Here is a 13,090-nt window from a genome sequence, read left to right as displayed (position 1 = left end):
CCTGTGAAGCGCATACTCCTGAGATCAGGGAAGAGCCCCTACGACGTCGTCCCTGTGGAGGAAGCCCTCCACCGCGACGTGATAGCCACCAACTCCGGCAACCTGATCTTCAGTGACGCCGCACACAAGATCCTCGAGACGCCCGGCACCGAGGTGGTCTCGAACGGCATGAAGGCCGAGGCGGCCGCGGCGGGGCGGATCAACGAGGAGTACGACGCTTTCGTCGTACCGCTCGCCAACGCCTTCCGGCCGTCTTTCGAGTCGGGGCTGCGGCGGCTGACCCGGCTCATAGGCAAGCTGAAGATCCCCGTGGTGGTGCTCGGGGTCGGCGCGCAGGCCGGGGTGGACTACGACCCGGCGCGGCTGAAGTCCATGGAGCCCGCGGTGCGCGACTTCTGCGCGGCCGTGCTGGATCGCAGTGCGTCCATCGGGGTGCGGGGCGAGTTCACCGAGAAGTACCTGAAGGACATGGGGTTCAGGGACGTCGAGGTGATCGGCTGCCCGTCGCTGTTCATGTACGGCAAGGAACTCGCCGTACAGAAGCGGGTGCCGGCGCTGACGGCGGACTCCCCGATCGCGATCAACGGCTCGCACAGCGCAGTGAAGTCGCAGGGCCTGGGTCGGATCATCACCCGCACCCACGCGCGCTATCCGCACCTGCACTTCATCGGCCAGAACACCAGTGACGCACGCCAGTTGCACTGGCGGGACCTGTCGCACCCGAACGGCCGGCTGACGGCGGTCCCGACGCACCCCGACCACCCGATGTACCGGGAGGACAAGGTCCGCGTCTACGTCGACCCGGTCACCTGGATCGACGACCTGCGGGCGTTCGACTTCTCCTTCGGCTCCCGGATCCACGGCAACATCGCGGCACTGCTGGCGGGCACGCCGGCGACCGTGCTGTGCGCAGACTCCCGGACGCTGGAGCTGTGCCGCTACTTCGGCATCCCGCACCGGCTGCTGGGCGAACTGCCGGAGGACGTCGACCCCGCGCGGCTGTACGAGGAAGCCGACTTCGGTGAGCTGACGGGGGGCCACCAGGAGCGCTTCGAGCGCTTCATCGGCTTCCTGGACCGGAACGGGCTGGAGAACACCTTCACGCACGGCGACGGCGGCGCGGCCTTCGAGGCGCGGCTGCGGTCGCTGGACTTCCCGGCGGGCGTCCGCCCCTGGAACGACGCGGACATCGCCTCGCTCAGCGCGCGGTTCGGCTGGCTCCAGCACCACATGACCGAACTGGCCACGGACAATGCCCAGTTGAAGCGCGACCTGGCGCGCGCCAAGGCCGCCGCGAAGCCTGCCGCGACCTCCGCCGTCCGGGTCCCCTCGGTCTACCGCCGGGCACGCCGCGCAGTGGGCGGACCGCTCCGGCGGGCACTGCAGTCGGGACGGCAGTAGCACTCCCTTACGACATGAGGCGGGCGGCACCAGAACGAGCCCGGCCCCAACGGGGACCGGGCTCGACTCGGTGCGGACGGGGCGGGACGGGACGGAACGGCCCGCCTTCGGGGCGGTCCGGATCAGACCGCTGCCGCACGGCCGCCCGGGGTGACGTTGCGGGACAGGAGGGTTCGGCGGGCCTTGCGGAGGGCCCGACGGAGGAAGGAGTCGGCCGTGCTCTCGCGCCAGCCCAGGAAGGCCTTGGCCTCGCGGGGTTCGGCGAGGTAGATCCGGTCGGGTATGCCGGCCTTCTTGGCGCGGAAGTGGGGGTAGACCAGGTAGACCCGGGTGCCCCGCTTCTCCAGGATGGCGGCGGCCTGCCGCTTGGCCTTGACGAACTCGACCACGTCCTTGAGGAGATCGGGGCGCTGCTGGGCCACCAGGTGCAGCCGCAGCCGCTCGTGGACCTTCAGTCGGTGGGCGACGCCCTCGTTCCAGTAGGCGTCCAACAGCGGCTTGGCCAGCTCGAACTTGTTCCGCTGGATCTCCTCGCCGTCCCTGAGGAACACCGGCCCGAACTGCGGCAGCAGCGTGACCTGGAACGGACGGACCATGAGCACGTCACGCTTGGAGCCGGCCGGGACCATCTCCGCTATCAGCTTCATCAGCGCCCGCGCCGAGTCGAAGCGGAGCGTGTAGCTCCCGCTCTTCGTCACGTGCTTGCCGTCCTCGCGGCCCACCAGGTAGTAGCAGGTGTAGTCGGCGACGACGGAGACACCGTCGGCCCGCAGATAGGCCTCCATCGTGAACAGCGCGTCCTCGCCGGTCCACAGGGACTCGTCGAAGCGCATGCCGTGGCGTTCCAGCAGTGCGCGACGGAAGAGCTTCTGCGCGCTCAGCGTGAACTTGATGTTGGAGGAGTAGACGTCGGTGCGCTTCAACGTCTTGCCCCACATCGACTTGGGCGCGTTGCGGTTGACGCCCTCGACCTTGCCGAGCACGACGTCCGTGCCGTTCTCGTCGGCCATGGCGACCATGCGCTCCAGCGCCTCGGGGCCGAGCCGGTCGTCGGCGTCGAGGAAGAAGACGTAGCGCCCGGCGGCCTTGCCGAGGCCGACGTTGCGCGGGCCGCTGGGGCCGCCGGAGTTCTCCTGGCGGATCACCGTGACGGGCATGGGAGCACGGGCGGCGAACTCCTCCAGGTAGTCCCCGGTGCCGTCGGTGGAACCGTCGTCGACCGCGATGACCTCGATGCGTGCCGAGTCGATGGTCTGTGCCTCGACCGACGCCAGGCACTCGACCAGATACGGCATCGCCTCGTACGCCCCGATGATCACGCTCACATCAGGCTGCGTCACGGTCACATTTCCCCCTCATCACGGAAAATTTCCCCCGAATCAGCTAATTAGCTACCTGGTAGACGGTTGAACGAGGCAAGCGGTTGCCTCACTCTCCCGCATTCGTGATCCGAATCACACGAATAACCGCCAGGAATCAGATTAGACGCAGCACGCTAGACGGGGCCGGTAAGACGGTAAGAGCGCCGACAAAAACGGCTCGGCCCCCGGGGATCGTTCCCCAGGGGCCGAGCCGCTCTGTACGTGGGCCCGTCAGCCTGCCGCTGCCACACCGTCCGTCTCGCCGGCCGCCGACACCCGCTGTCCGGGCAGGGCGTTCGCCAGCTCCGCCTCGTCGAGCGCGGCGTGCGAGCGCTGCCCGACGTTGCGGGCCTCGGCCTTCAGCGCGAGGTTGGCCACCGCGGTGTTGAACTGCTCGATCGACGTCGGCTCGTCCGGCCCGAGCAGGTACCGCTTGAGCTCCTTGCGGTCCTCCGCCAGCGGGTCCGCGGCCGGGTCGCGTACGGCGTCCAGCAGTTCGCCCAGCTCGGCCGCGTTGTTGGAGAGGATCACCGCGGCGCGCACCGCGGTGTTCTGCCGCTTGAACTCCTCCACGCCCAGCTCGGCGGAGTCCGTCACCGCGTACGGCTTGCCGCTGGCGATGAAGTCGGAGACCACGCTGGAGATGTCGGAAACCATCGCGTCGGAGACGTTGAAGCAGTCGTACAGGCGCGGTTCGGCGCCCGTGATGACCCGGTGCTCGGAGGAGCCGAAGGAACGCCAGTAGGCGTCGTTCCACTCGGCGCGCAGCCGGGCGACCTCCTCGTGCCTCCTGAGGTCGACCAGGCCGTCGCGGGCGGCCTCGGCCTCGTCGCCCCGGTCGCCACCGGACCCGGACAGCTCGGCGAGCCTGGCCTCGATACGGGCCAGCTCCGCCTTCGCCTTGGCCTGGGCGCCCGAGTCCGCCTTGAAACGCGGGTCGGCGGCGCGCTCGGCGGCGGCCTTCTCGACCAGGGCGGTGATGCGCCGGTGCGCGGCGCCGGCCTTGGCGCTGCGGGTGCCGGTGAAGGGGTGCGGCTTGTACAGGACGCGCACCGGCGGGTCGGCCGCCACCAGCTTCTTCACGATGTTCTCGCCGGCGAGCAGGATCGAGGTGTTGCCGGGGTTGTCGTCCCAGCCCTCCCAGGTCGGCGCGTACAGAACCGTCGGCATGCGATCGCCGGGCACACCCTGCCGGGTCTGGATCGGCGCCAGCTGCGGGCGGCCGACCTCCGCGATGTCCTCGTCGCGCACACCGACGTCAGCGATGGCGTACCGGTCGCGGCCGGCGCGGCCGGCGGTCCACACCTCGTCGTACACCTTACTGAACGGGTTGACGCTGGCGAGCTTGTCGCTGTCGCCGTGGCCGATGAAGACGTGCTTCATGGTGGGCACGCGCAGCATGTGGATGTTCTTGCCGACGTTCGCCGCGTACAGCGTGACGCGCACGGTGGACAGGTCCATGTTCATCAGGTGCACCCCTCCGGGCACGCAGATGACGGGGACCGTGGTGGGCGCCAGCTTCTCGATGATGGCGCGCTCGCGCAGGATGATCAGCGGCCGGGTGTCCAGCTGCTCCATGGTCTCCAGCCACATGTTGACCTGGTAGGCGGAGTCCTTGGAGCCGGAGAAGTACAGCGCCGTCTCCGGCCGGTACTCGCGCAGCCAGGCGCCGAGGGCGCTCAGCACCTTGTCGGCGTTCGGCGGGATCCGCTTGCCGCGCAGATACGGCAGCAGCGCGGCGACGTACAGCACGCCCAGGACCAGCGTGACGCCGATGCCGATGGAGCCGGCCACAGCCGACTCGGTGGCCGCGGAGACCAGCAGACCGACGACCGCCACGATGTCGAGGTGGAGCATCTTCTCGGCGGAGCGGCTCAGCAGCAGGCGCGGCGGGGCGTCCGGGATGCGGATGCGGGAGGCCAGGTCGACATTGCGGGTGACGACCGGCATATGGCGGCGGTTGCGGATCAGGGTGATCAGTACGCCGTGCGGGGCCTGGAGGCCGTAGAAGGCGATGAAGCAGGCGATCGCACCGTAGAAGACCAGGTCTTCCGCGAGGTCCAGTCGGGCGAGCAGCAGGACCAGGAGCAGCTGCCGGATCAGGAAGCGGATCGACAGACCCGCCCGCACCTTGCTCAGGCGGTTGATGAGGTAACTGCCCTTGTGGTGCAGATAGTGGTCCGCCAGGTACGTCACGGCGGCCGCGGCCGCGAAGGCGGGAACGCTCGGGACGAGCGCGGCGAGCATGAGGCAGGGGAAGCCCAGCATCATGAGGGCCGCCGCGGCCAGCTCGGCCACGCTGCCCACCCGGGCGACGCGAATAGCTGTGGATATCACGGAGGAACCTGCTCTGGGAGGGGTGCTGGTTGTCTGGGCCAATCAGAGTCCGGAAAGTTCCGGAAAATCACCTTTGTGAAAGATGTGAGCTTTCTGAGGATGCGAGAGTTTTACGGACTCAGGCCCCTGCGAATGCCAGGTGAATGGGCAACCACAGAGGCCTGAATGACAGAAGGCTATTTGCCGGTAATTATGCCACGCCGTCCTGACGGTCCAGAACACTGGCCAACGCCTGCTCGAAACCGGAGGCCTTGCTGGCGCCCGCCGTCGGGTCCTGCTGGCGGACGTCGATGACGTGCCCGGTCAGCTCGGACAGCAGGACGTCGAGCGAGGTACGGGCCACGGCCTCGGAGGAAAGCAGGCTGCCCGCGGGCTCCTGACCGAAGGCCTTGGTGCGCATCGGGGTGGCGGTGCGCTCCGGATTGACGCAGTTGACGCGGATGCCGTCGCCGGCCCACTCGTCGGACAGGGCCTGGGTGAGGTTCACCATCGCGGCCTTGGTCGAGGAGTAGAGGCTGTACTCGGCACGGCCGCGGGTGTAGCTGCTGGAGGTGTACAGCAGCAACTGACCCTGGGTCTCGGCGAGGTACTTGTACGAGGAGCGGGCGATCTGTACCGGCGCCAGGTAGTTGACCTTCAGCGCCTCCTCGATGGTGGCGTTGTCGGTCTCGGCCAGCTTGCCGATGCGCAGCACGCCCGCGGTGTTGACGACATAGTCGATGCGCCCGGTCTCGGCGTACGCCTTGGACAGCGCGTCGTCGACCTCCTCCGGGTTCTCCACGTGGGTGCCGGTGGTGGAGCGGCCCAGCGCGTACACGTGCGCGCCGTAGGCCTCGGCGAGTTCGGCGATGTCCTTGCCTATGCCGTAGGAGCCGCCGAAGATGACGATCGTCCTGCCGGTGAGGAGCTCGCGGTAGGCCTCCTCGCCCTTCTGCTCCGGCGCGGCGGTGGAGCCGAGCTGGAACAGCTTGTCGGCGATGAAGACGTCGACCGGCTGCGTCACCTTCATGTTGTACTCGTCGCCCGCGACGACGTGGATCGGCACGTCCGGCAGGTACTTGAGTACCACGGAGCAGTCGTCGGTGGCCTGGAAGTTGGGGTCGCCGGCGGCGACCTCGTAGGCCCGGCGGATGGTGGACAGCTTGAAGGCCTGCGGGGTCTGGCCGCGGCGCAGCCGGGAGCGGTCCGGGATCTCGGTGATGAACTCGCCGTCCTCGCCGTGCGTGCGCGTGACGATGATGGTGTCCGCGGACGGGATGGCGACGTCGACGGCCTGGTAGCGCTCCAGTGCCGTCACGCAGTCGTCGATGACGCGCTGCGACAGCAGCGGCCGTACGGCGTCGTGGAAGAGGACGTTGGCGTCCTCGCCCTCGGCCAGGCCCTCGCCCAGGGCGGCGATGGCGCGCTCGGTGGTCTCGTTCCGCGTCGCGCCGCCCTCGATGACCCTCGAGATCTTCTTGAGGCCGGCCTTGGCGACGATCTTCTCGACGTCCGGCACGTAGCCGGGCGCCATCAGCACGATGACGTCGTCGATGGAGTCGGCGTTCTCGAAGGTGGTCAGGGTGTGCTCGATGACTGCCTTGCCGGCGATCTTCAGCAGCTGCTTGGGGATCGACAGACCCACCCGCTGACCGGTGCCACCGGCCAGGATCACTGCGGTGGTACGGGGCTTGGCTATGCGCTGGGACACAGGTGACCTACCTTGGGGCGACAGGGAACTTGGAAAGGGTCCCACTTCTGGTTACCGCTGTGCAAGGTGAGTGACCTCCGCTGCATATGTGCGCGCAACCTGTCATTCACCTTGCATCCCTGGTGATTGGTGAGACGCGGTGAGACCTTCCGTGTTCCCCTGGGGAATTGCTGTGAGTAACTCCACAGGGAGTCAGACATTGCCGAGAGTGACACAGCGAGAGCTCAGCGCCGCCGCAGCCGCTTGAGGCAACGGTGGCCGAGCACCCGCACGAGTTCCTTCGACGATGTCTGGTGCACGGTACGCGTCTTGGCCCCGGAGGCGCCCTCGGCCGTCGTGCCGGCCACCGCCGCGAGCGCCCCGTAGAGGGCCTGAGCGGCCACCTCGGGAGCGATCCGCGCCTCGGCGGGCGCCGCCTCCCCGGCGGGCTTCGGCGCGACGGACAGCAGTCCCGGATCGCCGAGGACGCGCACACCCATGGACCCGATACGGCCCGCGATCTCCGCGCCGATCTCGGCGGCGGCCTCGACGGCCCATGGGGGCGTCACAATCTTCACGTCCTGGGGCGTCGGACTGCACGCGTTCTTCATATGCATGACGGCGCCGTTACGGACAAGCTTCGAATACAGTTCGTCGGGCAGTCCATTGCCGCGGAATTCCTTATTAAGATTGCGCAGCATTTCGGTCTCGGCGAGGGTCAGTGAGCGATTCGCGGTGTCCGGAACCGGCTGCAGGAGATTCTCGGGCAGCCCGAGCAGCGCCTCGAACGTACGCAACAGACCACCGCGGTCACGGTCGTCGACCACGACGACGGTGACCCGCTCCGCGCCCACCGCCCGCACCCACCGCTCGACCAGCCGGTCGTGCCGGTGCCGCTGCCAGAAGCTGGGGTTGGGCTTCTCGTACGGGGCCTTGCGGAGCATGTGCTCCAGCCAGTCCTCGTAGCCCATGCGCAGCCCGTTCTGCACGTACTGCTGCCACTGCGAGGGCATGATCCGCGCCAGCGGGCGCAGCGTGACCAGGACGTGCACCCGGTCCCCGCCGAGTTGTTCGACGATCCGCGCGACGGTCGCGTCGTCCTGGGCGTCGGCGAAGAACTCGCTGCTGACCACCGAGGTGGCCTTCCCGGTCGCCTCGACCAGTTCCAGCAGCCGCAGCCAGTGCTTGTCGGTGGGCACGGTGTCGCCCATCATCGCGGGCCGGGCACAGGCGGCGAGAGCGGCCTCCATGGGGTGCCTGCTGTGCGCCGGGAACGCGACGCCGTGTGCGGGCAACGCGTCCTTCGCGGCGAACAGGGCGCCCTGGATGGCGGTGGTCCCGGTCTTGTGCGGGCCGATGTGCAGCAACCGGGTACCGGCGGGCAGCGGGGTGATCGCGGCGGCATCGTTCACTCGGGCGTCGCCTCTCGTACAGTCCGTCTCCATGGTTAACGGACGGTAAGAGAAGTTCCTGAGGTAATGCTGAGAGGAGCCTGGGACACAGATGAGTCCCAGGCTCCCGTCACACAGGATTCACAATCGTGAGGCGCGTCATACCCGCCGCACGCCCGGCTTCCCGTCCTCGACGCGCAACCGGGCCAGCGTGCTCGGCGTGGCCGTCTTCCGCAGCACCGTGTCCACCACCCTGACCTGCGCGTCGATGCGGTCGCGACGGATGTCGAACAGGTGGTAGCCGCGGTGGGCGTCGATCAGCTTCCAGTGCGGGTTGTCCGGCAGCTTCGCGTCCCACTCGGTGTGGAAGGCCGCCTGGTCCTGGTCGCCGCCGCTGGAGATGGAGGTGCCGACGAACTCGGCGCCGACGACCGCGGAACCCGGGTCGGCGAAGTCCTTCTTCAGATCGCTGATCATCGTGAGGTGCCGGTCGCCGCTGAGCACGACGGGGTTGCGGACCGAGGCGAACTCCCCGAGCAGCGCGTTGCGTTCCACCTGGTAGCCGTCCCAGGCGTCGTAGAACCACAGCTTGCCCTCGCCGACCAGAAGATCGGTCTCGGCCATCATGATCTGCGAGGCGATCAGGTTCCAGCGCGCCGGGGAGCCGTGCAGCCCGTCGAGGAGCCACTTCTTCTGCTCGGCGCCGAGCATCGTGAGCGAGGGACTCTGGGCGCCCGCCTGGCTGGTCGCCTGGTCGCTGCGGAACTGCCGGGTGTCCAGCACGTTGAGCCGGGCCAGGTGGCCGAAGTCCAGCCGGCGGTGCATCCGGATGTGCGGGCCGTTCGGGACGGCGCTCGCCCGCACCGGCATGTGCTCGTAGTACGCCTGGTAGGCCGCGGTCAGCCGGGCGACGAACGCGTCGTGGGACTGCTTGTCGGGGTCCTGCGGGACCTCCCCGGCGAAGTCGTTGTCGACCTCGTGGTCGTCGAAGGTGACCACCCAAGGGGCGGCGGCGTGCATGGCCTGGAGGTCGGGGTCGGTGCGGTACTGGGCGTAGCGGTTGCGGTACTGCACCAGGCTGTACGGCTCCCCCGTGCCCTCGTGCCGCCGTACGGCGGTGGCCGCCGGCGCGGACTCGTAGATGTAGTCGCCGACGAAGAGGACGACGTCCGGGTCCTGCGCCAGCATGTCGGCGTACGGAGTGAAGTAGCCCTGCTGCCAGTTCTGGCAGCAGGCGAGCGCCAGGCGCAGCGGGCCGCGGCCGGTCCAGTTGGGCGCGGTGCGGGTGCGGCCGCGGGGCGAGATCTGGCCGCCGGTGCGGAAGCGGTACCAGTAGGTACGGTCCGGACGCAGCCCCCGTACATCCACGTGAACGCTGTGCCCGTACTCGGGCCGCGCCTGGGCGGTCCCCCGGCGCACGCTCTTGACGAACCGCGAGTCCTCCGAGATCTCCCACTCCACCGACACCGCACGGGCGGGCATGCCGCCGCCGTTGAGCGGGTCGGGGGCGAGCCGCGTCCACAGCACGACGCCGTCGGGCAGCGGGTCGCCGGAGGCGACACCGAGGCTGAACACCCCGTCGGGCAGCGGATTTTCGGCCGCGCGGGCGGTGGTCGGCAGCCACAGCTGCGCGGAGGCCGCGGCACCGAGCACGGCGGCACCGGCCGTCAACAGGCGGCGGCGGTCGGGTGATACGGGTCCGGTCACTCCGGTCATGGGACGAACTCCCCTGCCTCACTGGCCTCTTGGACAGGGGGAAGCTCCCATGGGCGGCGGGCCCGCCTGCTGAACAGAGAGCCTCGCGTGCATGACAAGTGGGCAGACAAGAAGGGACCCGTTGCGGGACGGAGAAGGCGAGAAGAACGCGATCTTTCCGCAACGGGTCCTACGGACCGTCAGTGGACAGTCCGGGCAGTGCTGTCAGCTCACACCGGAAGGTGTGTAAGAGGACTCTAGAAGGGCTCGAAGTCGTCGAACTCCCGGGAGGCCTCGTCCCGCTCCGCGTCCCGGTCCCGGCGCCGCTGCGCCGCGGGCCTCGGTGCCTCGAAGCGGTGGTCCTCACCACGTCGGCCCAGCATCTCCGCGCCCGCGGTGACCGACGGCTCCCAGTCGAAGACGACCGCGTTGTCCTCGGGACCGATGGCGACGCCGTCGCCGGAGCGGGCGCCCGCCTTCATCAGCTCCGCCTCCACGCCGAGACGGTTGAGCCGGTCGGCGAGGTAGCCCACGGCCTCGTCGTTGTTGAAGTCGGTCTGCCGCACCCAGCGCTCGGGCTTCTCGCCCCGGACGCGGAACAGCCCGTCCTCCTCCAGGGTGACGGTGAAGCCGGCGTCGTCGACGGCCTTCGGCCGGATGACGATCCGGGTGGCCTCTTCCTTCGGCTTCGCGGCCCGCGCCTTCCCCACCAGCTCGGCGAGCGCGAACGACAGCTCCTTGAGCCCCATGTGCGCCACGGCCGACACCTCGAAGACGCGGTACCCGCGGGCCTCCAGGTCCGGGCGCACCAGCTCGGCGAGGTCCTTGCCGTCCGGTACGTCGATCTTGTTCAGGACGACCATGCGCGGCCGGTTGCCGAGCCCGCCGTACTGCCGCAGCTCCTCCTCGATGATGTCGAGGTCGGAGACGGGGTCGCGGTCGGACTCCAGGGTCGCCGTGTCCAGCACGTGCACGAGCACACTGCACCGCTCCACGTGGCGCAGGAACTCGAGACCGAGGCCCTTGCCCTGGCTGGCGCCGGGGATGAGGCCCGGGACGTCGGCGATGGTGTACACCGTGGATCCGGCGGTCACGACGCCCAGGTTCGGGACGAGGGTGGTGAACGGATAGTCGGCGATCTTCGGCTTGGCGGCGCTCAGCACGGAGATCAGCGAGGACTTGCCGGCGCTCGGGTACCCGACCAGCGCCACGTCGGCGACGGTCTTCAGCTCCAGGACGATGTCCCCGAGGTCCCCGGGCTCTCCGAGCAGCGCGAAGCCGGGCGCCTTGCGGCGGGCGGAGGCGAGCGCCGCGTTGCCGAGACCGCCGCGGCCGCCCTGGGCGGCGACGTACGAGGTGCCGTGTCCGACGAGGTCGGCGAGCACGTTCCCGGCCTTGTCCAGCACGACCGTGCCGTCCGGCACCGGCAGGACCAGGTCCTGACCGTCCTTGCCGGAGCGGTTGCCGCCCTCGCCGGGCTTGCCGTTGGTGGCCTTGCGGTGCGGGGAGTGGTGGTACTCGAGCAGGGTGGTCACGGACTGGTCGACGGTGAGGATGACATCCCCGCCGCGGCCACCGTTGCCGCCGTCCGGGCCGCCGAGCGGCTTGAACTTCTCCCGGTGTACGGAGGCACAGCCGTGGCCTCCGTTACCCGCGGCGACGTGCAGTTCGACGCGGTCCACGAAGGTGGTCATGGTGGGGTGCCTCCAGCACTTCGGTAATACGTACGGTCTGTTTACTGCGTAACACGCGAAAGGCGGACCCGCCTTCCCGATCGGGAAGTGAGGTCCGCCTCGCGAAAGCTTCCGATCAGGCGACCGGAACGATGTTCACGACCTTGCGGCCACGGAACGTACCGAACTCCACCGCGCCGGGCTGCAGCGCGAACAGCGTGTCGTCGCCGCCGCGGCCGACGCCCGCGCCCGGGTGGAAGTGGGTGCCGCGCTGGCGGACCAGGATCTCACCCGCGTTGACGACCTGACCGCCGAAGCGCTTCACGCCGAGCCGCTGGGCATTGGAGTCGCGACCGTTCCGGGTGGACGATGCGCCCTTCTTGTGTGCCATGTCTCCTCAGTCCCTTACTTCGCAGCCGCGGGGATCTCAGTGACCTTGATCGCCGTGTACTGCTGGCGGTGGCCCTGACGACGGCGGTAGCCGGTCTTGTTCTTGTAGCGAAGGATGTCGATCTTCACACCCTTGTGGTGGTCCACGACCTCGGCCTGGACCTTGATGCCGGCCAGCACCCACGGGTCGCTGGTCACAGCGTCGCCGTCGACAACGAGCAGGGTCGAGAGCTCGACCGTGTCGCCAACCTTGGCAGTGGAAATCTTGTCAACCTCAACGATGTCGCCGACAGCAACCTTGTGCTGGCGACCACCGCTGCGCACGATGGCGTACACGCGGATCTCACTCTCTCGCTCTGGGACGGCATCCCCGCAGTCCAGCCGCCCGGGAACGAACACGGGCGGCCTCTCCCGGCCACCGGGGTGCCCGAGAGGAAGAGGTTTACGGGGATGTGGCGGGTCAGTCGACACGCCGACGGTCAAGGTTACGGGGCCCGGCTTGAGGGGTCAAACCGGGCCCCGTGAGGCGACGAGCGGCCGTAGGCGGCTCTAGCCCTGTGCCGCGGCGCGGAGCTGCCCCATGAGGGACCAGTAGACGGACCGGTCCGAGTCCTCCAGATTCGAGACCTCGCCGTGTCCGCCGAGGAAAAGGGGAGCCTTGAAGCCCACGCACCGTCGCGGCGGTACAGGAACCGCGTGCTCGGCGGTCCATTCCGCGTAGAGGTCCGCTCCGAGGAACGTGTCCGGGTCCTCGATGAATTCGGCGTCGAGAAGTTCCGGCAGCCCGCAGTCGATCTCGAAAGCCTCGCCCGAACCGACCTCGAACAGCAGGAACGCGGCCTCGTTCGCCGTGCTGCGCACGAGATCCACCGCGTACTGGCGCCCCAGCCAGTCCTGGGCCACCGGCGCGATACGGCCCCGGAACTCGGGAAAGGCCTCCAGGATCAGCTGTGCGACCTCCTCGGCCTCGTCCGGGGTGTGCACATAGAGAATGCCGCTCCCGAAGGACGAGCCCGCGCCGACTTGCAGGAGCTCGGTGTACCCGTCGAGCATGGCAAGCCGCTCATCGCGGGCGGCGACCGCGGAAGGAGCGTTGTCCGGCGGATACTCCCTGAGGAAATTCTCGTACAAAGCAACTCCTGGTCGTATGTGCGCCCGCCGTCGGCCCCGAGC

Annotated in this window: 10 protein-coding genes; 1 reads left to right on the top strand and 9 read right to left on the bottom strand. The window is 68.8% G+C overall.

The window, feature by feature from the left end:
- The first annotated feature begins 3 nt into the window (after positions 1 to 3).
- Complete coding sequence (locus ABT114_RS09275; protein WP_351140268.1) at positions 4 to 1,401, top strand: polysaccharide pyruvyl transferase family protein; 1,398 nt, start codon at positions 4 to 6, stop codon at positions 1,399 to 1,401.
- A 122-nt stretch (positions 1,402 to 1,523) separates the two neighbouring features.
- Here the strand turns inward: ABT114_RS09275 and ABT114_RS09270 are convergent, their stop codons facing one another.
- The 9 genes from ABT114_RS09270 to ABT114_RS09230 form a co-directional block, all read right to left on the bottom strand.
- On the bottom strand, positions 1,524 to 2,747 hold the full coding sequence (locus ABT114_RS09270) for a glycosyltransferase family 2 protein (RefSeq protein ID WP_351140266.1): 1,224 nt from the start codon (positions 2,745 to 2,747) through the stop codon (positions 1,524 to 1,526).
- A 246-nt stretch (positions 2,748 to 2,993) separates the two neighbouring features.
- Entirely contained in the window at positions 2,994 to 5,099 is a 2,106-nt protein-coding gene (locus ABT114_RS09265) for a hypothetical protein (RefSeq protein ID WP_351140264.1), read from the bottom strand.
- Between the two features lie 190 nt (positions 5,100 to 5,289).
- A complete protein-coding gene (locus ABT114_RS09260; protein WP_351140262.1) occupies positions 5,290 to 6,789 on the bottom strand; it encodes a D-ribitol-5-phosphate cytidylyltransferase in 1,500 nt (499 codons plus the stop codon).
- 224 nt (positions 6,790 to 7,013) lie between these two features.
- Positions 7,014 to 8,213 carry a hypothetical protein gene (locus ABT114_RS09255; protein ID WP_351140260.1) on the bottom strand — a complete coding sequence of 400 codons (1,200 nt, stop codon included), beginning with the start codon at positions 8,211 to 8,213 and terminating at the stop codon, positions 7,014 to 7,016.
- 105 nt (positions 8,214 to 8,318) lie between these two features.
- On the bottom strand, positions 8,319 to 9,875 hold the full coding sequence (locus ABT114_RS09250; protein ID WP_351140258.1) for an alkaline phosphatase D family protein: 1,557 nt from the start codon (positions 9,873 to 9,875) through the stop codon (positions 8,319 to 8,321).
- 236 nt (positions 9,876 to 10,111) lie between these two features.
- Positions 10,112 to 11,548, bottom strand: a complete 1,437-nt coding sequence (gene obgE, locus ABT114_RS09245) for a GTPase ObgE (protein WP_351140256.1) — start codon at positions 11,546 to 11,548, stop codon at positions 10,112 to 10,114.
- Positions 11,549 to 11,663: 115 nt separating this feature from the next.
- Positions 11,664 to 11,918, bottom strand: a complete 255-nt coding sequence (gene rpmA, locus ABT114_RS09240) for a 50S ribosomal protein L27 (protein ID WP_017944923.1) — start codon at positions 11,916 to 11,918, stop codon at positions 11,664 to 11,666.
- Positions 11,919 to 11,932: 14 nt separating this feature from the next.
- Positions 11,933 to 12,253 carry a 50S ribosomal protein L21 gene (gene rplU / locus ABT114_RS09235; RefSeq protein WP_007381993.1) on the bottom strand — a complete coding sequence of 107 codons (321 nt, stop codon included), beginning with the start codon at positions 12,251 to 12,253 and terminating at the stop codon, positions 11,933 to 11,935.
- A gap of 213 nt (positions 12,254 to 12,466) precedes the next feature.
- A complete protein-coding gene (locus tag ABT114_RS09230; protein WP_351140253.1) occupies positions 12,467 to 13,048 on the bottom strand; it encodes a hypothetical protein in 582 nt (193 codons plus the stop codon).
- Between the last annotated feature and the right edge of the window lie 42 nt (positions 13,049 to 13,090).

The organism is Streptomyces sp. NPDC002088, assembly GCF_040296605.1.
In the GTDB taxonomy this organism is placed as follows: Bacteria; Actinomycetota; Actinomycetes; order Streptomycetales; family Streptomycetaceae; genus Streptomyces.
The sequence above is the reverse complement of the archived record's forward strand: the minus strand, read 5'-3'. Positions and strand labels throughout refer to the sequence as shown.

Coding starts and splice junctions, on each gene's coding strand:
- ABT114_RS09250 (WP_351140258.1), bottom strand. CDS start 9,875: ATGACCGGAGTGACCGGACCCGTATCACCCGACCGCCGCCGCCTGTTG.
- ABT114_RS09255 (WP_351140260.1), bottom strand. CDS start 8,213: ATGGAGACGGACTGTACGAGAGGCGACGCCCGAGTGAACGATGCCGCC.
- rpmA (WP_017944923.1), bottom strand. CDS start 11,918: ATGGCACACAAGAAGGGCGCATCGTCCACCCGGAACGGTCGCGACTCC.
- obgE (WP_351140256.1), bottom strand. CDS start 11,548: ATGACCACCTTCGTGGACCGCGTCGAACTGCACGTCGCCGCGGGTAAC.